A 23157-nucleotide genomic window follows, 5' to 3' on the forward strand; every position below is an offset into this window, starting at 1 on the left:
GGCGGGCCGCACCCCGGAGGGGCGCTGCGGGCGCAGGCAGCCGGGACGGCTTATTCCGGCGCAAAGAACTCGTTGCCGTGCATGTCGACCAGTTCCAGCGCACGACCGCCACCGCGGGCCACGCAGGTCAGCGGGTCGTCAGCCACCTGCACGTGCAGACCGGTCTCCTCGGAAATCAGGCGGTCCATGTCGCGCAGCAGGGCGCCACCACCGGTCAGCACGATGCCGCGCTCGGCGACGTCGGCGCACAGTTCCGGCGGGGTCTGTTCCAGTGCCAGCTTGACCGCACTGACAATGCCCGACAGCGGCTCGTGCAGCGCTTCAAGCACTTCGTTGGAGCTGATCTTGATCATCTTCGGCACGCCCTCGGCGAGGTTGCGGCCGGAGATTTCCATCTCGATCGCCTCCGCCTGCGGGTAGGCACAGCCCAGCTCGACCTTGATGCGCTCGGCGGTGGCTTCACCGATCAGCATGCCGTGGTTGCGGCGCACGTAGTTGGTGATCGATTCGTCGAAGCGGTCGCCGCCGATGCGCACCGAGGCGGAATAGACGATGCCGTTGAGCGAGATCACCGCCACTTCAGTGGTGCCGCCGCCGATATCGATGACCATCGAGCCACGGGCCTCGGTGACCGGCATGCCGGCACCGATCGCGGCCGCCATCGGCTCTTCGATCAGGAACACGTCACGGGCACCGGCCTCCTCGGCCGATTCCTTGATGGCGCGGCGCTCGACCTGGGTCGAGCCGGCCGGCACGCAGACCAGCACGCGCGGGCTCGGGCGCAGGAAGCGCGACTTGTGCACCTTCTTGATGAAGTGCTTGAGCATCGCCTCGGTGTAGGTGAAGTCGGCGATGACGCCGTCCTTCATCGGGCGGATGGTGGTGATGTGGCCCGGGGTACGGCCGAGCATCTGCTTGGCCTCGGCGCCAACGGCTGCCACCGACCGGGTACCACCAATGGCGCGATCCTGGCGCACCGCGACCACGGACGGCTCGTTCAGCACGATTCCCTGCCCACGCACATAGATGAGGGTGTTGGCCGTGCCCAGGTCGATGGACAGGTCATTGGAGAACATGCCGCGCAGTTTCTTGAACATCTGGGAGTTGATCCTGAGGGGTGTCGCGCCCAACGCGGGATGGCGAAAAAATGGGCAGAAATCGAGGTCGACAAGCCTAGCAACCTGCCTGCCGCCGAGCAAGGAGAAAACTAGCTGAACCCGCGCCTTCACAGGCTTTCGGCCTGATCGGGCATCACCCGGTTCTGGCCCTGAGCGGCACCAGCGGGTAACCTTTGCGCCGTCGGGCGCCCAAGGGCGCCGTTTGCTTGCCTGCCGAAGTGGGCCGGCCCACCCCAAAATTCACCGCATAGGCTTACATCGATGTCCGCTCTGATCTGTGGTTCTCTTGCCTTCGACACCATCATGGTGTTCCCGGACCAGTTCAAGAATCACATCCTGCCGGACAAGGTGCACATCCTGAACGTGTCGTTCCTGGTGCCGCGCATGCGCCGCGAGTTCGGCGGCTGCGCCGGCAACATCGCCTACAACCTGCACCTGCTGGGTGGCGATCCGATCCCGATGGGCACGGTGGGTTCGGACTTCGGCCCGTACCGCGAGCACTTCGATGCCCTGGGCATCGACCTCACCCGCGTGCGCGTGATCGATGAGCTGTTCACCCCGCAGGCGTTCATCACCACCGACCACGACAACAACCAGATCACCGCCTTCCACCCGGGCGCGATGATGCGTTCCTACGAGAACCACGTGCGCGACGTGCCGGGCGTAAGCCTGGGCCTGGTCGGCCCGGACGGCCGCGAAGGCATGATCCAGAACGCGCTGGAATTCCATGAAGACGGCGTGCCATTCATCTTCGACCCGGGCCAGGCGATGCCGCTGTTCAACGGCCCGGAACTCCGCGAGTTCATCGAGCAGGCCGATTACGTGGTGGTCAACGACTATGAGTCGAACCTGCTGCAGGAACGCACCGGCTGGAACGAAAAAGAGATCGTCAGCCGGGTCAAGGCCTACATCACCACCCGCGGCCCGAAGGGCGCGGTGATCCACACCCCGGAAAAGACCTACGACATCCCGCCGGCGCACGAGCGCCGCGTGGTCGACCCGACCGGCTGTGGCGACGCCTTCCGCGCCGGCCTGATCTACGGCATCCAGAAGGGCTTCGACTGGCTGACCATCGGCCGCATGGGCAACCTGATGGGCGCGCTGAAGGTCGAGCACCCGGGCACCCAGAACCAGCGCTTCACCTTCGATGAGTTCAACGAGCAGTTCAAGCAGCAGTTCGGTTACGCGTTGAACGCGTAAACGAACTGCCCGCGCATTTCTCCTTATCCCCGCGCCTTCGGCGCGCCCCCTTGAACAACAAGGGGGCTCTCCACCCGAGGCGCTATCGGGAATGCTTCTGGCGGGAATGCCTCTGGTAGGTGTCGACCTTGGTCGACACTGCCGGCCAGCGGCCGGCACCGCACCGCACCGCCCTGCCCTTCCAGCTCAGGGCCTGGCCTTCTCCGGCAAGCGGTACAGCTCTTTTTCGTAGGCCAGCGTGCCCCACATCGCGTAGGCATGTGCGCGCCGTGCCAGTTCCGGCCGCAGCGGCTGCGGCTGCAGCTGGTCGCTGGCCGGGTCGTAGCGGAAGCCCTGCGCGGGCTTGTCCGGCTGCAGGATGGCCACATCGTTGCCCTCCATCCACGCCAGATTGCGGTCGTACTGCATCAGCGCGCGTCCGGGCTGCAGCCGCTGCAGGTCGGTCAGGTCCTGTCCAACCGTGGGGGTGGCATCGGCAATGCCCAGCAGCGACAGCAGCGTCGGCGGCAGATCGATCTGGCTGACGATGCGGGTATCGCGGCGCGCCTCGATGCCACCGCCGAGGATCAACCCGGGGATATGGAAGTTGCCGATCGGCACCATGTTCTTGCCGAACACCCGCGAATCATGGTCGGCCACCACCAGGAACACGGTGTCCTCCCAGTACGGTGAGGCCATCGCCTTGCGGAAGAACTCGCCCAGCGCGTAGTCCGCGTACTTGGCGGCGTTGTCGCGGGTCTGCTTCGGTTGCTCGTACAGGTCGATTCGGCCGTCGGGGAACTCGAAGGGATCGTGGTTGCTGGAGGTGAACACCAAGCCGAAGAACGGCGTGCCCTGCGCTTTCAGCTGCCGGAACTGCTGGTCGGCGCGAGCGAACAGATCCTCGTCCGACGCGCCCCAGGAGCCGACGAAGGCAGGCTTGCGATAATCCTTGCGGTCCACGATGCGGTTGAAGCCATTGGCGAGGAAGAACTCGCGCATGTTGTCGAAGTGGCTTTCGCCACCGTAGTAGAAGCCGGTGTCGTAGCCATGCCGCCCCAGCACATCGGCCAGGGTGAAAAAGCGCTGGCGGCTGGCGGGCAGCTTGACCACCGATTCGGCTGGGGTCGGCGGGAACCCGGTCAGTACCGCCTCGATGCCGCGGACCGAACGTGTGCCGGTGGCATACAGCCGCTCGAACGCCCAACCCTGTGTGCTCAGGCGGTCGTAGTTGGGTGACAACGGGCGTCCGCCGAGACTGCCGATGAACTGCGCGCCCAGGCTTTCTTCCAGCACGATCACCAGATTGCGCGGCTTGCCCTGGTACTGCGGCGGACGCAGCGCCAGGCTCGGCAATGCGTCGGAGACGTACGCCGATGCCGGCAGGCCGCTGCTGGCGCGCAGTTCGCTGACCACCTCGGCAAGCGGCAGGTCACCGTAGACGCGAGAGGTTTCGCTGCGGGTCGCCAGTTGCCGCGCGGCGTAGCCGACGGTGTACAGCGAATTCAGCGGCAAGGCGTTGATGGTCGGGTCGGTGGAGAACGCCACCAGTGCCGGGTTCAAGGGCCGATGACCCAAGCTGGAACGCACGCCCAGCGCCGCCAGCAGCAGCACCAGGAACGCCAACGGCAGCCGCCACAGCCATCCGGCTTCGACTGCGACCGTTGGGCTGCTCCCGACCCAGCGCCGCGACCCACGCAGCAGCGCCCAGAACAGCACGATCACCGCGGTGACTTCAATCACCACGGCCAGCAGATGGCCGCGCAGCAGCGTCATCCCGACTTCTTCGGGATAGATCAGATATTCGAGGAACAGGCGATTGGGGCGCAGGCCGTACTCGGCCATGAAGCTTGGTGTGGCCAGCTCCATGAACACCAGCAGCACGCTGGCCAGGATCAGCCACCACCTCAGCAGATGGCGCCACGCGCGGCCCACGCGTCCTTCCAGCGGCAACAGCAGCGCCAGCACCGCCGGGATGCCGTACAGCAGGCACAGGGTCGATACATCCACCCGCAGCCCCTGCAGGAACACCGTGGCCCAGCCGTCAGCAGCACTGACCCGCGCGGCGTGCCACAGCGCCAACCCCAGTCGCGACAACGACAGGGCTACCAGGCCAAACAGGAAGAAGGCGGCAATCGGACACAGACGCCGGTACAGCGACACCCACACAGCTCGGAGCATGAAAGGAATCCAGAAATGGAGCAAAGGACACCCATGCCCCATCCTTGGCAGCGGGCCACACCGGACAACGTGTTACCCGACACAACCACCAGCGGAGCGAAACTCCCGCCGGTACCTTCAACGCTCACCGCGGCTTCGATCAGGCCGCGGCAGTGAGCGGCGATGGTTCCCCAACCGCCTCCGCTTCAGCCCCCGCCGGGCATTCGAAGAACGCCCAGCCGGCCCCGCACAATACACTGTGATGACAGTCGAGAGTTGACCGCCGGCGCGGCCCTCAGGTTCCCGCCACCGCGCGTACAGCGGGCCGCGCTAGCCTCGCCAGCGCCCCAGTACCGCCGCGCAATCGGCCAGGTGCCAACAGGCCATGTCCGGCCACGGGTTGTCCGGGGCATTGACCAGAAGCGTACGGCTGCCCGCCGCCCGGCCGCATTCCAGATCGAAGCGGTAGTCGCCCACCATCACCACCTGCGAAGGTTCCACCTGCCAACGCCGCAGGAAGTACTGCAGCCCGGCCGGTGAGGGTTTCGGCTCGGCCTCGTCGCGGCCGATGATGTCGTCTTCGGCAAAGACGTCGCCCAGCCCGATCGCCTGCAGGGTGACCTGCGCCAGGCTGCGCACGTTGCGGGTCAGGATGCCCAGCCGGCAGCCGGCGCCCTGCAGCGCGCGTACCAGCGCCACCGCTCCCGTTGCCGGCTGGGAAGCAGCGGCCAGCGCACGCTCGTGCGCCAGCAGCCAAGCGTGCTTGGCGCTGGCCTCTGCGGCCGGCAACCCGGCCAGGTGGGTGAGGATGTCATCCTCCTGCGGAATCGCCAGTTCGCGCTTGATCCGCGCGAAATCATGCACCGCCACGGTCAACGTGCCATCCATGTCGAACACCCAGTGGCGGATCGCCGACAGCGACGACGCAGCCGCCGGTTCCTGCACGGTCAATGCCACCACGCCGGCATGCGGCTGGCATCCACGCCACCGGTCTCGAACACGGCCGTGCGCGTGCCACCGGCCTTGACCGGGAACTCGATGCTGATCGACTTGCCTTTGGCTGCCAGCTTCCACAACGCCTTCTGGTCGGTGATGAACATGGCGATCGCCTCGTCGGTCTTCGGCCGCCAGGCCGCCATGGAGATCGGCTTGCCACCGTCCACCGTGACCTTCACCGTGCACTGCGGGCAGCGGAAATCGCCGGCCTGCAGCACCAGGTAGGCATGACGCTTCCATTCGGGGTGGTCGCGGAACACCAGCTGCACCGGCTTGGCGCCGCTGCCATCCACATCCACCCGCTCCTTGCTGAAGATCTGTGCCGACACCTGGTTGCCCTTGCTGCCGACCGGAATCTGGTTGTACTGCCACAGCGCCTGCATGCGGCGCAGGTCGCGCGCGGCATCGCCCTTGGCCTTGACCTCGTCGAAGCCGGCGGCGATGCGCTCGGCGGCGGCAGTGTCCTTGTACTGGTCCAGCAGCGAGGCACCATGCAGGCGCGCGCGTTCCCAGTCCTGCGCGGCCACGGCCATGTCGTACTGTTTGGCAACGTCTTCGGCCTTGGCTTCCTTCTGCGCCTGCACGGCGGCAGCGGCGGCCTCCTGCGCCTTGCGTTCTTCCTCGGGGTTGCTGCAGGCGGCCAGGGCCAGGGTGCAGGCGGTGAGCAGGATCAGTCGTTTCATGGCGGAGTCCTTTACGGGTGCATCCCGATTCTATCGGCAGCGAAAAGCGGATACAGCAACGGCGGGTTTCCCCGCCGTTGCTGGTGAAGCAGTGTCTGGGTTGCCGGCCAGCGGCCGGCACTCCCGTTTACTTGGCTTCAGCCTTGGCCAGCATGTCCTGCACCGAGGCGGTGGTGATCGGGTGGTAGCCCGGCTTGGCCTTCTCGAACGCCTGCTTGGCCAGCTCCAGCCCCTTCGGGGTCTTCACCAGTTCGGCGTAGATCGGCAGGATCAGCTTGCGACGACCGACACGCTCGATGAACGCAGCCGCCGCTTCATTGGCCTGCTCGTAACCGCTGCGGATGGTCAGCGGATACCAGCGCATGGCGATTTCGCCATTCGGGGTACCGGTGAAGTGGAAGGCCTTGTCCAGCGTGGCCAGCTTGTCCAGCGGCTGGGTGGCGCCCAGGCCGTCGATGAAGCGGACCCACTCCTGGGTGCTCCACTCGGCAATCACCTGGCTGCTCGGCACGGTGCCGGCGCTGGCGAAGGCGATGCGCGCGGTGTCCACGCTGCTGAAGTTGCGCGACTGCGCCTTGGCCGCGAACGTCGGAATGCCCGGCTCGTCCAGCCACGCCTTCAGTTCGGCCTCGGTGACCGCCGACGGATTCTTCGGCAGCAGGTTCTTCTTCAGGTATTCGACAAACTGGTCCGTATTCGCGCTCTGGAAGGCGTGGTCATCGAACCAGCCGCGCAGGAACGGATCGAAGGTTTCACGGCCGAAGCGCTGTTCCAGGAATTCCAGGAACCACGAACCCTTGACGTAGGCCACCTGGCTCAGGGCTTCGTCCGGGTCACGCTCGTTCAGCGGCGGCAACGCCAGTGCCTGGTCGGCCGGGCTCATGTCCTTCACTTCGGCCAGCAGATCGGTCTGGTCGATCTGCTTTTCCATCTCGGCCATCTCCTTGCCGTACAGGGCTTCGGTGATGCGGCCCTGGACGTAGGTGGTGAAGCCTTCGTTGAGCCAGATGTCCTTCCAGCTGGCGTTGGTCACCAGGTTGCCCGACCAGCTGTGCGCCAGTTCATGGGCGACCAGCGAGACCAGCGACTTGTCGCCGACGATCACGGTCGGAGTGGCGAAGGTCAGGCGCGGGTTTTCCATGCCGCCGAACGGGAACGACGGCGGCAGCACCAGCATGTCGTAGCGGCCCCAGCGGTATTCGCCGTACAGCTTTTCGGCAGCACCGATCATCTTCTCGGTGTCTTCGAATTCCTTGGCGGCCTTATTGACCATGGTCGGCTCGGCCCAGACGCCGGAGCGGCCGGAGATCGGCTCGAACACCAGGTCGCCGGCTGCGATGGCCAGCAGGTAGGACGGAATCGGCTGCGGCATCTTGAAGGTGTAATCACCGTCACGCGCGGCCTTGGGATCGTTGTCGGCGCTCATCAGCACCATCACGTCCGGGCGCGAGACCACGTGCGCGCTGTAGGTGAAGCGCACGCTGGGGGTGTCCTGCAGCGGCACCCAGGAACGGGCGTGGATCGCCTGCGACTGGCTGAACATGAAGGGCAGCTTCTTGCCCTCGGTCATCGACGGAGCCAGCCACTGCAGGCCCGAAGCGGTCGGTGCGGTGTGGTAGGTCACTTCGACCTTGGCCGGCTGTTGCGGGGTTTGGATGGTCAGCTTGCTGCCGAACACCTTGTCGGCCGGGGCCAGCACGAACTGCAGCGGGCTGCGCGCGCCGTCAGCGGCGATCGCTTCGACCTTGGCGATGCTCAGCTCGCGGGTATCCAGCACCAGCTGCTTGGCGTCCTTCTGCTTCCATTCCAGGGTGTAGGTGGCGGTGCCGCCGATCTGCTTCTGGTCGAAGTCCAGCTTCAGGTCCAGCGCGATGTCCTTGACGACGACCTTGTCCGGCTCGGCGTACGAGCTTTCATCGTGGCTGCGGTTTTCGGCGTTCACGGGGGCGGCGGGAGCCTTCTGGGCAGTCGGGGCGGCGGCGGGTGCGGCCGCCTCCTGGGAGCAGCCGGCGGCCAGGGCCACGGCCAGCGGAAGGAGCATCAGCGGATTGCGCATGAATCGGGACCGTTACGGGGAACAAACCCCAATGGTACCTCTCCCCCGGCCGGGAAGCGTTGCGCGGTGCGGGGTAATGGCCGGCCCCGCGACGGCCCGGTAGGTGCCAACCTTGGTTGGCACGGACCTGTCAGCGCTCGCGGACGGGCGTGTGCCAACCAAGGTTGGCACCTACCAGGACCGTGCCGTGCAGATGCCGGCCAGCGGCCGGCACTACCTGGGAACCCGACTTACAGCTTGTAGCCGGAGTGGATCGAGACGATGCCGCCGGTCAGGTTCTTGTAGTGGCAGCGCTCGAAGCCGGCCTGCCCCATCATCGCCTTCAACTCTTCCTGCGGCGGATGCTTGCGGATGCTCTCGGCCAGGTACTGGTAGCTGTCCGAATCGTTGGCGAACAGCTTGCCCAGCTTCGGCAGGATCTTGAACGAGTGGAAGTCGTAGATCGGCTTGAACCAGTCCGCGGTGACTTCGGAGAACTCCAGCACGCGGGCCTGGCCGCCCACCTTCAGCACGCGGAACATCTCGCGCAGGCCAGCGTCCTTGTCGGTCACGTTGCGCAGACCAAAGGCGATGGTCACCAGGTCGAAGCTGTTGTCCGGGAACGGCAGGGCCTCGGCGTTGCACTGCACATAGTCCAGGCCCAGCACCAGGCCGCGGTTGGTCAGGCGGTCACGGCCGACCGACAGCATGCCGGCGTTGATGTCGCCCAGCACCACCGAGCCCTCGGCACCGACGCGCTCCTTCAGCAGCGCGGCGATATCGCCGGTGCCACCAGCCAGGTCGAGCACGCGGTCGCCCGGCTTCACCTGCGCCGTGGCGACGTAGTAGCGCTTCCATGCCCGGTGCACGCCCATGCTCATCAGGTCGTTCATCAGGTCGTAGTTGCGCGCGACCGACGTGAACACCTGGCCGACCAGCTTCTGCTTGTCCTTGGCGTCAACGTCGCGGAACCCGAAATGGGTGGTACCGGATTTGTAGGGGGATTCGCTCATGCCCCCGATTATCGCACCGCCGGGCCCCCGCGGGGAACGCTGGCCGTATCATGGCGCCCCACGACCTACCGGAGCCCCGCATGATCACCACGCCCGACTACCAGGCCCTGCTGCAGACCGCCATTGCCGAAGCCCGCCAGGGGCTGGCCGAGGGCGGTGTGCCGATCGGCGCGGCGCTGTACCACAACGACGGCCGCCTGCTCGGCTGCGGCCACAACCGCCGCGTGCAGGAAGGTGACCCGTCCGTGCATGGCGAAACCGATGCCTTCCGCAAGGCCGGCCGCCAGCGCCGCTACCAGGACACCATCATGGTCACGACCCTGGCTCCCTGCTGGTACTGCTCGGGCCTGGTGCGGCAGTTCAACATCGGCACGGTGGTGGTCGGCGAATCGCGTACCTTCCAGGGCGGCATCGACTGGCTGCGCGAAAACGGCGTCAACGTAATCGACCTGGACAACCAGGAATGCGTGGACCTGCTTGGCGGTTTCATTGCGCAACATCCGGAAATCTGGAACGAAGACATCGGCGAATGAGCATCCGCCACTGCTGATGAGTCCGCCTTGATGAACGCTTCAGTGCCGGCACAGCCTTGTGCCGGCAGCGTCTTCCCGCTTCAACGTGAACTGCTGCGCAGTCAGCTGCGTGCGGTCAACACACGCCACTAACATCCTGCTGCGCAGCCACGTCTAGGGTGGAACGCAACCGGGCCCCCTGCCCCGGGTTGGAGCCGATCATGCAAGCGCATGCCGTACGTCCTCGCAGTGACCCGGCCCTGGCCGCGATCTGGAGCCGACTGCAGCAGCAATACGCACTGCACCAGCGCAGTGCCCCGTTCTGGAGCGCCTACCAGGACATGCAGCAGGATCTGCTGCACGACCATCCCCGCGACCTGGTGCGCCTGTGCAATGCGATGGCCGCCATGGCCGAACGCCTGGGTGCGGTTGAACACGCACAGCTGCTGCGCCATCGCCACGCTGGCTGCACATCACGCTGACGCGGCATGCACCGCCGCCCGGGCCACACTGTAATGGGCCCCCACTCCCTTCACCTCCAACCGATTGGATCGTCATGCACGCTGAAGTTCCCGCCATTCCCCCTGTCATCAATGTCGATGCGGAGCTGGATTACTGGCGCCGCCAGCACGCCGATGGCGCACTCGCGCACACCTCGTTCGGCACCTATGTACCGTGGATCAAGTTCGCCTGTGATTCGCTGATCACCCAACCACGCGCCAGCAATGCCCAGCGCGATGAGCTGTTCCAGACCCAGTACGCCCTGCAGATCATGCCGCGCCTGACCGAAGCGCAGGCCCGCGAATTCGTCGAACGCTGCTGGCAGCACGTCTACCTGGCCAGCCCGGTACGCAGCCAGGAAGCACCGCGCCTGCGCGCCTGAGCCACGCATTCGACTGCACGGCACCTGCACGGCCATGTGCCGATGATCGTCGCCATTCCCGTGGAACGATGACGATGAGCGCAAGGAACCTGTTCAATACGATCGCCAAGAAGGCCGCGGCCGACACCGGCTCGCCGTGGACCTTCCTGGCCGCAGTATCGATCGTCGTGCTGTGGGGCATCAGTGGCCCGATATTCAAGTTCAACGACACCTGGCAGCTGGTGATCAACACCGGCACCACCATCATCACCTTCCTGATGGTGTTCCTGATCCAGCACACGCAGAACTCGGACACCGCGGCGATGCAGATCAAGCTGGACGAGCTGATCCGCGCCACCGCCGAGGCCAACAACGAGCTGCTGGACCTGGAAGAACTGGACGAAGAGCGCCTGGAAGAGATCCGCGCCGAGTACGAAAGAATGGCGCGCGAAGCGGGCGACGCGCTGACGCGGGTACGCGCCTGCCGCACCGAGCGGCGCGACGACGAAGCGGTGTAGCCCTGCTCATTGACCGGTAGTGCCGGCCGCTGGCCGGCAACTGCACGTTCCCTATTGATCCCGCGCGTTGCCGGCCAGCGGCCGGCACTACCGGTCTGCGCGCTTACCCGCGCTCGTGCCRGCCGCCGCCCAGCACCTTGTACAGCGTGATGCGGTTGGACTGCTGCGCCAGCTGCGTCTGCAGCTGGGTCTGCTGCGCGTTGTAGGCGGTACGACGTGCATCCAGCAGGGTGACGAAGCTGTCCAGGCCGGCGTCATAGCGCGCCTGCGACAAGCGGTTGGCCTGCTCGGCCGCTTCCACCAGACGCTGCTGCGAGGCTGCCTGCTCATCCAGGCTGACATTCAACGCCAGCGCATCGGCGGTTTCGCGGAATCCGCTCTGGATCGATTTTTCGTACTGCGCCAGCGCGATATCGCGGTCGGCGTTGGCCACCGCCAGGTTCGCGCGCAGCTTGCCGCCCTGGAAGATCGGCAAGGTGATCTTCGGCAGGAAGCTCCACATCCGCGTACCGCTGTCGAACAGGCCGGACAATTCACCAGAGCCACTGCCGATGCTGCCGGTCAGCGAGATGCTGGGGAAGAACGCAGCGCGTGCGGCACCGATGTTGGCATTGGCGGCCAGCAGCTGATGCTCCGCCGCCATGATGTCCGGGCGCTGCAGCAGCACGTCGCTGGGCAGGCCGGCCGGTGGCGGTGCCAGCGCAAGCACCTGGGGCGCGATGCTGTCCGGCAGCAGCGACGGATCCAACTGGCCACCGGCCAGCAGCGCCAGCGCGTTGCGGTCCTGGGCCAGCTGCCCACGCAGACGCGCGGCATCGGTGCGCGCGGTCTCGACCAAGGTGCGGGTCTGGGTCAGTTCCAGTGCGGAACTGCCACCACGCTCATGGCGTGCTTCGGCCAGACGCAGCGAATCCTCATAGGTCTTCACCGTCGCTTCGGCGATCGCCAGGCGCTGCTGGTCGGCGCCGTAGGTCAACCAGGCGGTAGCGGTCTCGGCCACCAGGCTCAGCTGCGCGTTGCGGCGGTTGGCGGCTACAGCGAAGTACTGCTGCAGCGCGGCTTCGCTCAGGTTGCGCACGCGGCCGAACAGGTCCAGTTCGAACTCGGCCGCGCCGACGCCCGCGCTGAACTGCTCGGTCACCGGCACGTCGCCACCGCGGCGGTCCATCTGCCCGGTCACGGCCACGCCTGGTACCCGGTCAGCGCGCTGCACGCGGTACTGGCCGCGCGCCTTCTCGACGTTGAGCACGGCCACGCGCAGGTCGCGGTTGTTGTCCAGCGCCTGGCCGATCACCTGCTGCAGGCGCTCATCGGTGAAGAAGTCGCGCCAGCCGACCGCGGCCGCATCGGCCACTTCGCCCTGTGCGGCTTCCGCCGGCCACTGCGACGGAATGGCCGGGGCCACTGCGGTGTTCTTCGGCGCCAGGGTGCCGCAGCCGGCAAGCGCCAGTGCCGCAGCGATGGAGAGGAACAGAGATGCACTTTTCATTGGAATGACTTCCATCGGTACTGCCGGATGGCAGGAGGTAGTGCCGGCCGCTGGCCGGCAACCTCATTGGATTCACATCAAGCGAGCAGCAGCTGCCGGCCAGCGGCCGGCACTACCGTTTCGAATCAGCTGGTGGCGTTGCGCTTCTTGAACACGCGCTGCACCACGACGAAGAACAGCGGCACGAAGAACACGCCGAGTACAGTGCCGACCACCATGCCACCGAGCACGCCGGTGCCGATCGCCTGCTTGGCGCCGGAGCCGGCACCGCTGGAGATCGCCAGCGGCAGCACGCCCATGCCGAAGGCCAGCGAGGTCATGATGATCGGGCGCAGACGGTCGCGGACCGCGTGCATCGTCGCTTCGATCAGCCCCGCGCCCTTCTCCAGATGCTCCTTGGCGAACTCGACGATCAGGATCGCGTTCTTGCTGGTCAGGCCTACCGTGGTCAGCATCGCCACCTGGAAATAGATGTCGCGCTCCATGCCACGGAAGGTGTTGGCCAGCACCGCACCGAGAATGCCCAGCGGCGCCACCAGCAGCACCGAGGTCGGCACGCTCCAGCTTTCGTACAAGGCGGCAAGGCACAGGAACACGATCATCAGCGACAGCGTGTACAGCAGCGGCGTCTGCGAGCCCGCCTGGCGTTCCTGATAGGACATCGCCGTCCACTCGACACCGAAGCCCGCCGGCAACTGCTTGGCCAGCTGTTCGATCTCGGCCATGGCATCACCGGATGCCACGCCCGGGGCCGGTTCACCCTGGATTTCGGTGGCCGACACGCCGTTGTAGCGTTCCAGGCGCGGCGAGCCGTAGTCCCAGTGCTTGCTGGCGAAGGCGCTGAACGGAACCATCTCGCCCTTGTCGTTCTTCACCGACCAGAGATCGAAGTCCTCCGGCACCATGCGGAACGGTTGGTCAGCCTGCACGAACACGCGCTTGACGCGACCGCGATCGATGAAGTCATCGATGTACGAGCTGCCCCACGCGGTGGCCAGGGTGGTGTTGACCTGGTCGATCGACAGGCCCAGCGAGCTGGCCTTGGCCACATCGATATCGATGCGGAACTGCGGGGTGTCTTCCTGGCCGTTCGGTCGCACGTTGGCCAGCTTCTTGCTGCCGGCCGCCAGGCCCAGCAGCTGGTTGCGCGCCGCCAACAATGCCTCGTGGCCCTGGCCGCTGTTGTCCTTCAGGAAGAAGGTATAGCCGGAAGCCGTACCCAGTTCCGGAATGGCCGGCGGCGGGAAGGCAAAGATGAAGGCATCCTTGATCTGCCCCAGTGCGGCCATCGCACGTCCGGTGATCGGCATCACGCCGTTGTCGGCGTCACGATCCTTCCAGTCCTTCAGCTTGACGAAGGCCATGCCCGCGTTCTGGCCCATGCCGGCGAAGCTGAAGCCCTGCACCGAGAACACCGATTCGACGGCACCTTTCTCGTTTTCCATGAAGTGCTTTTCGAGCGCAGCGATCGATTCCAGCGTGCGCTCCTGGGTCGCGCCCACCGGTGCCTGCACCAGCGCCATCAGCACGCCCTGGTCTTCGTTGGGCAGGAACGAGCTGGGCAGGCGCACGAACAGCACGCCCATCAGCAGGAACAGCGCGGCCACGATGCCCATGAACCGCCACGGGCGATGCAGGATGCCGCGCACGCCGCGCTGGTAGCTCTCGCTGGTGCGGTCGAAGCCACGGTTGAAGCCGTTGAAGAAGCGACCGGCGAAACCGCGGTGTGCGACATGGTGCTCACCCTTCTTCAGCGGCTTGAGCATGGTCGCGCACAGCGCTGGCGTCAGCACGATCGCGACCAGCACCGACAACGCCATCGCCGACACGATCGTCGCCGAGAACTGCCGGTAGATCACGCCGGTGGAGCCGCTCATGAAGGCCATCGGCACGAACACCGCCGACAGCACCAGGCCGATGCCCACCAGCGCGCCGGTGATCTGGCTCATCGACTTGCGGGTGGCTTCCAGCGGCGACAGGCCCTCTTCGGACATGATGCGCTCGACGTTCTCCACCACCACGATGGCATCGTCCACCAGCAGGCCGATGGCCAGCACCATCGCGAACATGGTCAGCATGTTCACCGAGAAGCCCAGCACCGACAGCACGCCGAAGGTACCCAGCAGCACCACCGGCACGGCGATGGTCGGGATCAGGGTGGCGCGGAAGTTCTGCAGGAACAGGTACATCACCACGAACACCAGCACGATCGCTTCGAGCAGGGTCTGCACCACGCCCTTGATCGACACGCGCACGAACGGGGTGGTGTCGTACGGGATCTCGGCCTTCAGGCCGGCCGGGAAGAAACCTTCCAGTTCCTTCAGCGTTTCATCGACACCGGCAGCGGTATCCAGCGCGTTGGCGCCGGTAGCCAGGGTGACCGCCAGGCCGCTGGCCGGCTGCCCATTGTAGCGGGTGACGAAGTCGTACGACTCGGCGCCCAGCTCGACGCGGGCTACATCGCCCAGGCGCAGTTCGGCACCGTCCTGCGCACCGCGCACGATGATGTTGCGGAACTGTTCCGGGGTCTGCAGGCGCGACTGCGCGTTGATGGTGGCGTTGAGCTGCTGGCCCTTCACCGACGGCGCACCACCCAGCTGGCCGATGGCCACCTGCGCGTTCTGTGCCTTCACCGCAGCGACCACTTCCGGCACCGACATGCCGTAGGTGTGCAGCTTGTTCGGGTCCAGCCAGATGCGCATGGCGTACTTGCCACCGAACACCTGGATGTTGCCCACGCCCGGAACGCGGCTGAGACGGTCCACGACGTTGGAACCGACGTAGTCGGCGATGTCGTTGGCATCCATGCTGCCGTCTTCGGACACGAACGCGATGACGTTCAGGAAGCCCGAGCTGGACTTGGCCACGTTGATGCCCTGCCGCTGCACTTCCTGCGGCAGCAGTGGCATCGCCAGCTGCAGCTTGTTCTGCACCTGCACCTGGGCGATGTCGGGGTTGGTCCCGCTCTCGAAGGTCAGGGTGATGGTGGCCTGGCCGTTGGACGAACTGTTGGAGGAGAAATAGATCAGGCCATCAAGGCCCTTCATGTTCTGCTCGATGATCTGCGTCACCGAGTCTTCGACCACCTTGGCCGAAGCACCCGGGTAGCTGGCGCTGATTTCCACCGCCGGCGGTGCGACGTTGGGGTACATTGAGATCGGCAGCTTGAACAGGGCCAGGCCGCCGGCGAGCATGATGATGATCGCGATGACCCACGCGAAGATGGGTCGATCGATGAAGAAACGTGCCATGGAGTTCTCCGCTTACTTCGCGCCTGCGGCCGCAGCTGCAGGTTGGGCGGCGGCCGGCTTGGCCGGGGCGGCGCCCTGTTCGGTGGCATTCACGGGCATGCCCGGGCCGATTTTCTGCAGGCCTTCGACGATGACCTTGTCGCCGGCCTTCAGGCCGTCCTCGACCAGCCACTTGTCGCCGACGGTGCGGCTGACCTTGACCGGGCGCACTTCGACCTTGCTGTCCTTGCCGACCACCATCGCGCTGGTATCACCCTTCGGATCACGGGCGATGCCCTGCATCGGCACCAGCACTGCGTCGCTGCGCACACCGCCGCCGATCACCGCGCGCACGTACATGCCCGGCATCAGCAGACCGTCGGGGTTGTCGACCCTGACCCGCAGCGCGAAGCTGCCGGTGGCCGGATCGACGCTGACTTCGGAGAACTCCAGCGTGCCCTTGTGTTCGAAGGTGCTGCCGTCTTCCATCAGGATGCTGACCGGCGTCTGCTGGTTGTCCTGCAGGCGGCCGGCGGCCAGTTCGCGGCGCAGCTGCAGCAGCTCGGCCGAGGACTGGGTCAGGTCGACGTAGATCGGGTCCAGCTGCTGCACGGTTGCCAGCGCCGTGGCCTGGCCGGCGCTGACCAGCGCGCCCTGGGTGACGCTGGACTTGCCGATGCGGCCGCTGATCGGCGCGGTGATGCGCGCATAGCCGAGGGTCACGTTGGCGGCATCCAGTGAGGCCTTGGCGGCGCCGACATCGGCCTCTGCCTGCTTCTGCGCAGCCACGGCGTTTTCCAGATCCTGCTGGCTGACCGCGTCGACCTTGGCCAGCTCGGTGATGCGCTTGGCGCTCAACCGCGCCGCATTGGCGGTGGCTTCGGCGCGGGCCAGCTGTGCACGCGCACTGTTGGCCTGGGCGCGGTAGCTGGCGTCCTCGATCTGGTACAGCGGCTCGCCGGCCTTGACCATCCCACCCTCGGTGAACAGGCGCTTGGCGACGATGCCATTGACCTGCGGGCGCACTTCGGCCACCAGGAAGGCATTGGTGCGGCCCGGCAGCTCACGGGTCAGCCCGACGGTCTCGGACTTCAGCGTGACCACGCTGACCTGGCCCGGTCCCTGTTCGGGCGCCTGGGGTTGGCCGCCGCAGGCAGCGACGGTGGCAGCGATCGCCAGCGACAACGCGAAGGGTCGGATTCGGCTCAGCAACATGATGGGAATGGCTCTTGAAGGGAGGGATCTCAGCAGGGGCTGACAAGGCGCCCCCTCTCCTTGCTGGAGGGAAGGCCGCACGGACAGCGCCCACCCGGGTGGAGTGGGAGCCAGGACGGCCTGCCACGCACACGACGGGAATGATGGGAGGGAAATATACATACATGCGTGTTTGTTTGTAAACCGGTACAATTCAGCCACGTTTCACCTGCACTCGTACCCGCTCATGGCCCGCAAGACCAAAGAGGACACCCAGGCAACCCGTGAAGGCATCCTGGATGCCGCCGAAGCCTGTTTCCACGAACACGGTGTGGCCCGGACCACGCTGGAGATGATCGGTGCCCGCGCCGGCTACACCCGCGGCGCTGTGTACTGGCATTTCAAGAACAAGGGCGAGGTGCTGACCGCGATCGTCGAGCGGGTGCACCTGCCCTTCATGCAGGAGCTGGAGCGCACCTCCACCGACCAGCGCGACACGCCGATACATGACCTGCGCGCGGTGATGATCCACTCGTTCATCGAGCTGTCCGAGGACGAGCGCCTGCGCAAGACCATGGAAATCATGCTGCGCAGCGATGCCTCGGCCGACACCAGGGTGCTGACCGAACTGCAGCAGAGCGGCTTCCGCGATGCCCTGGACCGCATGGAACGCGCCCTGCGCCGTGCCCAGGACCTGGGCCAGCTGCGTGACGGCGCCGACCCGAAGATCGCCGCGCGCATGCTGCACGCCACCGTGCTCGGCGTGCTGCACGGGGCGATGGTCGAACCGGACCTGATGGACCTCAAGCGCGACGGCATGCTGGCGCTGGACATGACCCTGGCCGCCTACGTGAAGGAAGGCGTGTTCGTACCGGGTTCGGTGCCGGAGCCGCTGCCGGACCGGTAGGCGCCGACCCTGGTCGGCGGGCCGACCATGGCGCGACGGGCGCGTCCGCGTGCCGACCAAGGTCGGCACCTACCGGAGGCGATCGCCGCAACGAAAAAGGCCGCCTTTCGGCGGCCTTTTTGCATTCCCGGTTACAGGATGTAACGGCTCAGGTCCGGGTCCTGCACCAGTTCACCCAGGTGCGCATCGACATAGGCACTGTCGATGGCCAGGGTTTCACCATCGCGGTCCGGTGCTTCATAGCTGAGCGAATCCAGCAGGCGCTCCAGCACGGTATGCAGGCGGCGCGCACCGATGTTCTCCTGGCGCTCGTTCACCTGGAAGGCGATCTCGGCCAAACGGTCGATGGCATCGGTAGTGAAGCTGACCTTGACGCCTTCGGTAGCCAGCAGCGCTTCGTACTGCTTGGTCAGCGCGGCCTTGGGTTCGGTCAGGATGCGCACGAAATCAGCCTTGCTCAGCGCACCCAGCTCCACGCGGATCGGGAAGCGGCCCTGCAGCTCAGGGATCAGGTCGCTTGGCTTGGCCAGGTGGAACGCGCCCGATGCGATGAACAGGATGTGGTCGGTCTTGATCGTGCCGTACTTGGTGGACACGTTGGAACCTTCCACCAGCGGCAGCAGATCGCGCTGCACGCCTTCGCGCGAGACATCACCGCCACCCACGTTGTCACCTCGCTTGGCGACCTTGTCGATCTCGTCGATGAACACGATGCCGTGCTGCTCGCAGGCTTCGATCGCGGCAGTGCGGATATCGTCCTCGTTGACCAGCTTGCCGGCTTCTTCTTCCTGCAGCAGCGGGCGCGCAGCCTTGATGGTCAGCGTGCGCTTGTGCGCCTTGGCGCCACCACCGAGGTTGGCGAACATCGACTTCAGCTGCTGGCCCATTTCCTCCATGCCCGGGGGGGTCATGATGTCCATGCTGACGTTGGCGGTCAGGTCGAGCTCGATTTCGCGATCGTCCAGTTCGCCGTTGCGCAGCATCTTGCGGAACTTGATGCGGGTCTCGTTGTCCTGCGCCGACGGTTCGTTGCGTGCCGCTTCCGGGTCGAAGCCGATACCACCGCTGCGGCGTGGCAGCAGCGCGTCGAGGATGCGGTCTTCGGCGCGTTCTTCGGCCTGCGTGCGCACGCGCACCTTGGCCTGCTCGCGGTACAGCTTGACGGCGGTATCGGCCAGGTCACGGATGATCTGCTCGACATCCTTGCCGACATAGCCGACTTCGGTGAAGCGGGTCGCTTCGACCTTCACGAACGGCGCGTTGGCCAGCGTGGCCAGGCGGCGCGCGATCTCGGTCTTGCCGACGCCGGTCGGGCCGATCATCAGGATGTTCTTGGGCATGACCTCGTTGCGCAGCTCGGGCTGCAGCTGCATGCGGCGCCAGCGGTTGCGCAGGGCGATGGCGACCGCGCGCTTGGCGTCATGCTGGCCGACGATGTGCCGGTCCAGCTCCTGCACGATCTCGCGCGGGGTCATGGTGGCGGAGGAAACTTCGATCTTGTGCGGCATGGGTGTGCTCACGGATTCAATGTTGGTAGTGCCGGCCGCTGGCCGGCAACCAGGCACGCGTGTCTGGGCTGATCGGGTTGCTGGCCAGCGGCCGGCACTACCCTCACAGCTCTTCGACCACCACGTTGCGGTTGGTGTAGATGCAGATGTCACCGGCGATGTTGATCGCTTCGCTGGCGATGGTGCGTGCGTCCAGTTCGGTGTGCGCCATCAGCGCGCGTGCAGCGGACAGCGCATACGAACCACCGGAACCGATGGCGATGATGCCGTCCTCCGGCTCGATCACGTCGCCGGTGCCGCTGATGATCAGCGAGGTTTCCTTGTCGGCCACCGCCAGCAGGGCTTCGAGCTTGCCGAGGCGGCGCTCGGTGCGCCAATCCTTGGCCAGTTCCACTGCGGCTCGCTGCAGCTGGCCATGCTTCTCCAGCTTGGCTTCGAACAGCTCGAACAGGGTGAAGGCATCGGCGGCGGCACCGGCAAAGCCGGCCAGCACCTGGCCATCGCGGCCAAGGCGGCGGACCTTGCGTGCGTTGCCCTTCATCACCGTGTGGCCGAGGGTGACCTGGCCGTCACCGGCAATGGCCACGTGCTCGCCGCGACGAACGCAGACGATGGTGGTGGCGTGGAAAACGGTGGGATTCTGACTGGGGTCCATGCGGCCTCCGATAGCTGTTCACGGGACATGGGGACAGCCGCCGAAGCGATCAAGCCCGTACCGATAGCTGCCGTTCAGCGCTTGGCATGCGATGGCCGGTCCGGATTGGGTTCAATGCCCCACGCCACGTACCAGTCCTCACCTTGCGTCTCGATCGGGTGCTGGGTGCGGCCCGAGCCGTTGCCACAGGCCAGTGCGTCGGCGGCGCAGTAACGGTCGCAGCCCCAGCAGATGCGCTCGGGGTGCTTGGGACGCAGCGGAATGGGCTTTGCCATGGTCGGCATCTCTTCGTGGCCTGCGGCCACGATGCACCGGTCGCAGCTATGCTGCCCTGACTGAAATCAAGACGGCGCTATTCAGGCTTTCCGCTCTTGTCGCTGCGGCGTTTCGCGCGCGGATGCGCCGCATCGTAGACCTTGGCCAGGTGCTGGAAATCCAGGTGGGTGTAGATCTGCGTGGTGGCGATGTCGGCATGGCCGAGCAGTTCCTGCACACCGCGCAGGTCACCAGAGGATTCCAGGATGTGGCTGGCGAAACTGTGCCGCAGCATGTGCGGGTGCACGTGCTTGAACAGGCCTTGGCGCTGGGCCAGCTGACGGATGCGGATCTGTACCGCGCGCTGGCTGATCGGCCCGTTGCGACCAGGAAAAACCGGTGTGGCGGCACCACCGCCGCTTTCGCTGCGCCAGGTCAGAAGCGCTTCGCGTGCCGGCTTTCCGAACGGGACGCGACGTTGCCGGTTGCCCTTGCCCATCACGTTGACCAGGCCACTGGCGAAATCCAGATCGCGCCAGGTCAGCGCGCAGACTTCGCTCAAGCGCAGGCCGGAGGAATAGAACAGTTCCAGCAGCGCGCGGTCACGACGACCCAGCTCGCCTTCCGGTTCCAGTTCAACCAGCTGCACGGCCTCGTCGGCATCGAGTACCTGCGGCAGCCGTCGTGGCGCACGGGGTGCCTTCAGCGTCGCTGCCGGGCTGGCCTCGATACGGCCATGCTTGAGCAGCCAGGCATAGAAGCTGCGGCAGGCCGACAGCCGGCGCTGCAGGCTCTTGGCCGACAGGCCGCGGCGGTGTTCATCGGCAACGAACTGGCGCACCGCGTCGGCATTCAGTGCATCCACGGCCACCCCGCGGGGTTCGGCCCACACCGACAACGCGTCCAGGTCGCGGCGATAGGCATCGAGCGTATGCGCCGACATCCGCCGCTCCACCTGCAGGTGCTGCAGGAACGCCTGCACCGCGCTCATCGTCGTCGTTTCCCGCTCAATCCGCGAAGCGCTTGAGCCCGGTCACCAGGGCCTCGCCCATCATCCGCAGGAACAGCGTGCCCATGCCGGGATAGAAGCGGTTCGGATCATGGCTGCCCACCGCGATCAGGCCGATGCCCGGCAACGGCAGCAGCGCGGTGGTCTGCACTTCCTCGCTGCGCGCGCCGTACAGCACGGCGTTCTTGTCGCTCTGCAGGCGGCCACAGATCGGCTCACCATCCTTCAGGCAGTCGCGGAACGGGCCCAGCTGCGCATCATCGGCAGCCAGCACCTGCAGCCATTCGGCCTGCTCCAGTCCGGCCACCGGCGCATGCACGACCAGCCGCACCAGATCGCCTGCGAAGTCTTCCTGCAGCGACGCCGCCATCGCGCGCAGCGTATCGGCGGCGTTGTCCTGCTTCATCAGGGCCAGGGTGAGCTGATGCGTGCGCACCGCCAGCCGCTCGTTGACCTGCGCGGTCGCGCCCAGGTCGGCCAACCGTCGCGCCAGCTCGCGGTTCTTCTCGCGCAGCACTTCCAGCTGGTAGCTCGCCAGCGATGCGGTCGGGCCGTCATCGCGTGGCACCACCAGGGTCAGCGCCAGGTCCGGGAACTGCTTGAGGAAGCCCGGATGGCGCCGCAACCAGGCCGCGACTTCATGGGCACCGAGCTTGTCGACGGTCTCAGTCATGCAATCCACTCCCCTTCGAAGACGAATGCGGTGGGGCCCGCCATCACCACCGGCTGGCCATCGCCCGGCCACTGGATGCGCAGGTCGCCACCAGGCAGGCTGATGCGAGCATCGCGCTGCAGTCGGCCGCGCTGCATCAGGGTCACGGCGGCAGCGCAGGCGCCACTGCCGCAGGCCAGGGTTTCACCCACGCCGCGCTCGAACACGCGCAGGCGCGCATGTTCCGGGCCCATCACCTGGGCAAAGCCCACGTTCACTGACTTCGGGAACGAGGCATGCTGCTGCAGCAGTCCACCCACGCGCTCAACCGGTGCAGCGTCGACCAGGCCGACTTCGATCACCGCGTGCGGATTGCCCATCGACACCGCCGCGAAGCGCACGGTCTCACCCTGCAGTGGCAGCAGGTATTCCTCGCGCGGGTGGGCGAAGCCGATCAGCGGCACCTGCGCCGGATCGAACAGCGGCACGCCCATCGCCACCGCGTACTGGCCATCGCCGAGGACATCCACGGCGTGGCTGGCCAGCGGGCTGTCGATCACGAAGCGATCGCCCTGCGCACTACCCTCGCGCACCAGCCAGGCAGCGATGCAGCGCGCGCCGTTGCCACACTGCTCTGAATTGGAACCATCGGCGTTCCAGATGCGGTACGAGGCAACGGAGCCTTCGGCGCGCGGTGGCTCGACGGTCAGGATCTGGTCGCAGCCGACGCCGGTATGGCGATCGGCCAGGCGCGCGGCCAGTTCCGGGGTGGGCGGCGGGGTGCCGTCGCGCAGGTCGATCACTACGAAATCGTTGCCCGCGCCGTGCATCTTGCTGAAGCGCAGGCCGTTGGAAACCGCCTTACTCATTCCCGTCGTCCACCTTCTTGACAGGGTCCGGGGTCACCGACGGACTACCGTCGCGGGGATCCTGGGTGGCAGCGGGCGTGGTGTCGGCATCGGTGGCCGGTTCGACGGTTTCTTCCACCGGCACCGGCTTCTGCGGCAGCACCAGCGGGCCCTTGTTGCCGCATGCGGCGAGGAACAGCAGCGAGGCCGCTGCCAGCGGAATCAGGATGACATTGCGATGGGGGATGTTCATGCCCCGAGTATAGCCATTGGCGGCTGAGCGGTTGGTGCAGGATGCGGGGCCACGCATCCGCCAGGCATGACCCGGCGCTAC

Annotated in this window: 22 protein-coding genes; 6 read left to right on the forward strand and 16 right to left on the reverse strand. The window is 66.2% G+C overall.

Annotated elements, in window-relative coordinates; all coding sequences use genetic code 11:
* Window positions 1-50: 50 nt before the first annotated feature.
* Window positions 51-1097 (reverse strand): rod shape-determining protein, encoded by a 1047-nt coding sequence (locus tag AC1DKR_RS16995; protein WP_025877255.1) that lies wholly within the window; start codon window positions 1095-1097, stop codon window positions 51-53.
* A gap of 282 nt (window positions 1098-1379) precedes the next feature.
* Here AC1DKR_RS16995 and AC1DKR_RS17000 point away from each other — a divergent pair, with 282 nt between their 5' ends.
* Window positions 1380-2318, forward strand: a complete 939-nt coding sequence (locus AC1DKR_RS17000; protein WP_442244993.1) for a carbohydrate kinase family protein — start codon at window positions 1380-1382, stop codon at window positions 2316-2318.
* A 186-nt stretch (window positions 2319-2504) separates the two neighbouring features.
* On the opposite strand, the gene AC1DKR_RS17005 is transcribed toward AC1DKR_RS17000, so the two are convergent.
* From AC1DKR_RS17005 to ubiE, 5 genes are all read right to left on the reverse strand, one after another.
* Window positions 2505-4478: an LTA synthase family protein gene (locus tag AC1DKR_RS17005; protein ID WP_478033871.1), complete on the reverse strand. Its 1974-nt coding sequence runs from the start codon at window positions 4476-4478 to the stop codon at window positions 2505-2507.
* A gap of 309 nt (window positions 4479-4787) precedes the next feature.
* The gene (locus AC1DKR_RS17010; RefSeq protein ID WP_478033876.1) at window positions 4788-5417 is read right to left on the reverse strand and encodes an HAD family hydrolase; all 630 of its coding nucleotides are present in this window, start codon (window positions 5415-5417) and stop codon (window positions 4788-4790) included.
* Window positions 5405-6136, reverse strand: a complete 732-nt coding sequence (locus tag AC1DKR_RS17015) for a hypothetical protein (protein WP_223496608.1) — start codon at window positions 6134-6136, stop codon at window positions 5405-5407. The genes AC1DKR_RS17010 and AC1DKR_RS17015 overlap by 13 nt, the downstream gene beginning before the upstream one ends.
* Window positions 6137-6263: 127 nt before the next feature.
* Entirely contained in the window at window positions 6264-8192 is a 1929-nt protein-coding gene (locus AC1DKR_RS17020; protein WP_363731549.1) for a M1 family metallopeptidase, read from the reverse strand.
* Between the two features lie 230 nt (window positions 8193-8422).
* The gene (gene ubiE / locus AC1DKR_RS17025; RefSeq protein WP_025877269.1) at window positions 8423-9184 is read right to left on the reverse strand and encodes a bifunctional demethylmenaquinone methyltransferase/2-methoxy-6-polyprenyl-1,4-benzoquinol methylase UbiE; all 762 of its coding nucleotides are present in this window, start codon (window positions 9182-9184) and stop codon (window positions 8423-8425) included.
* An 80-nt stretch (window positions 9185-9264) separates the two neighbouring features.
* Here ubiE and AC1DKR_RS17030 point away from each other — a divergent pair, with 80 nt between their 5' ends.
* The 4 genes from AC1DKR_RS17030 to AC1DKR_RS17045 all read left to right on the forward strand — a co-directional run bounded on the left by AC1DKR_RS17030 (window position 9265) and on the right by AC1DKR_RS17045 (window position 11076).
* Window positions 9265-9717 carry a nucleoside deaminase gene (locus AC1DKR_RS17030; protein WP_049399252.1) on the forward strand — a complete coding sequence of 151 codons (453 nt, stop codon included), beginning with the start codon at window positions 9265-9267 and terminating at the stop codon, window positions 9715-9717.
* Window positions 9718-9917: 200 nt separating this feature from the next.
* Entirely contained in the window at window positions 9918-10178 is a 261-nt protein-coding gene (locus AC1DKR_RS17035) for a hypothetical protein (protein WP_025877271.1), read from the forward strand.
* A gap of 74 nt (window positions 10179-10252) precedes the next feature.
* Window positions 10253-10579: a hypothetical protein gene (locus AC1DKR_RS17040; protein ID WP_089236961.1), complete on the forward strand. Its 327-nt coding sequence runs from the start codon at window positions 10253-10255 to the stop codon at window positions 10577-10579.
* A 74-nt stretch (window positions 10580-10653) separates the two neighbouring features.
* On the forward strand, window positions 10654-11076 hold the full coding sequence (locus AC1DKR_RS17045) for a low affinity iron permease family protein (RefSeq protein WP_312785872.1): 423 nt from the start codon (window positions 10654-10656) through the stop codon (window positions 11074-11076).
* 103 nt (window positions 11077-11179) lie between these two features.
* Here the strand turns inward: AC1DKR_RS17045 and smeF are convergent, their stop codons facing one another.
* From smeF to smeD, 3 genes are all read right to left on the reverse strand, one after another.
* On the reverse strand, window positions 11180-12580 hold the full coding sequence (gene smeF, locus AC1DKR_RS17050; protein ID WP_478033887.1) for a multidrug efflux RND transporter outer membrane subunit SmeF: 1401 nt from the start codon (window positions 12578-12580) through the stop codon (window positions 11180-11182).
* A 110-nt stretch (window positions 12581-12690) separates the two neighbouring features.
* Window positions 12691-15816 (reverse strand): multidrug efflux RND transporter permease subunit SmeE, encoded by a 3126-nt coding sequence (gene smeE, locus AC1DKR_RS17055; protein ID WP_080149814.1) that lies wholly within the window; start codon window positions 15814-15816, stop codon window positions 12691-12693.
* 12 nt (window positions 15817-15828) lie between these two features.
* The gene (gene smeD / locus AC1DKR_RS17060) at window positions 15829-17010 is read right to left on the reverse strand and encodes a multidrug efflux RND transporter periplasmic adaptor subunit SmeD (protein ID WP_312108200.1); all 1182 of its coding nucleotides are present in this window, start codon (window positions 17008-17010) and stop codon (window positions 15829-15831) included.
* Window positions 17011-17236: 226 nt separating this feature from the next.
* Between smeD and smeT the strand changes: the two genes are divergently transcribed.
* On the forward strand, window positions 17237-17896 hold the full coding sequence (smeT, locus tag AC1DKR_RS17065; RefSeq protein WP_312108198.1) for an efflux transporter SmeDEF transcriptional repressor SmeT: 660 nt from the start codon (window positions 17237-17239) through the stop codon (window positions 17894-17896).
* Window positions 17897-18027: 131 nt separating this feature from the next.
* Here the strand turns inward: smeT and hslU are convergent, their stop codons facing one another.
* The 7 genes from hslU to lptM all read right to left on the reverse strand — a co-directional run bounded on the left by hslU (window position 18028) and on the right by lptM (window position 23076).
* Entirely contained in the window at window positions 18028-19404 is a 1377-nt protein-coding gene (hslU, locus tag AC1DKR_RS17070; RefSeq protein WP_025877282.1) for an ATP-dependent protease ATPase subunit HslU, read from the reverse strand.
* Between the two features lie 103 nt (window positions 19405-19507).
* Window positions 19508-20059 carry an ATP-dependent protease subunit HslV gene (gene hslV, locus AC1DKR_RS17075; protein ID WP_025877284.1) on the reverse strand — a complete coding sequence of 184 codons (552 nt, stop codon included), beginning with the start codon at window positions 20057-20059 and terminating at the stop codon, window positions 19508-19510.
* Between the two features lie 74 nt (window positions 20060-20133).
* Entirely contained in the window at window positions 20134-20334 is a 201-nt protein-coding gene (locus tag AC1DKR_RS17080; protein WP_025877286.1) for a DUF3079 domain-containing protein, read from the reverse strand.
* 77 nt (window positions 20335-20411) lie between these two features.
* Window positions 20412-21305 (reverse strand): tyrosine recombinase XerC, encoded by an 894-nt coding sequence (gene xerC, locus AC1DKR_RS17085; RefSeq protein WP_447945593.1) that lies wholly within the window; start codon window positions 21303-21305, stop codon window positions 20412-20414.
* A 16-nt stretch (window positions 21306-21321) separates the two neighbouring features.
* Window positions 21322-21996: a DUF484 family protein gene (locus AC1DKR_RS17090; protein WP_312785877.1), complete on the reverse strand. Its 675-nt coding sequence runs from the start codon at window positions 21994-21996 to the stop codon at window positions 21322-21324.
* Window positions 21993-22844 (reverse strand): diaminopimelate epimerase, encoded by an 852-nt coding sequence (gene dapF, locus AC1DKR_RS17095; protein ID WP_223496618.1) that lies wholly within the window; start codon window positions 22842-22844, stop codon window positions 21993-21995. The genes AC1DKR_RS17090 and dapF overlap by 4 nt, the downstream gene beginning before the upstream one ends.
* A complete protein-coding gene (lptM, locus tag AC1DKR_RS17100) occupies window positions 22837-23076 on the reverse strand; it encodes an LPS translocon maturation chaperone LptM (RefSeq protein WP_312785878.1) in 240 nt (79 codons plus the stop codon). The genes dapF and lptM overlap by 8 nt, the downstream gene beginning before the upstream one ends.
* Between the last annotated feature and the right edge of the window lie 81 nt (window positions 23077-23157).

This window comes from Stenotrophomonas sp. 01N47, from assembly GCF_056399165.1.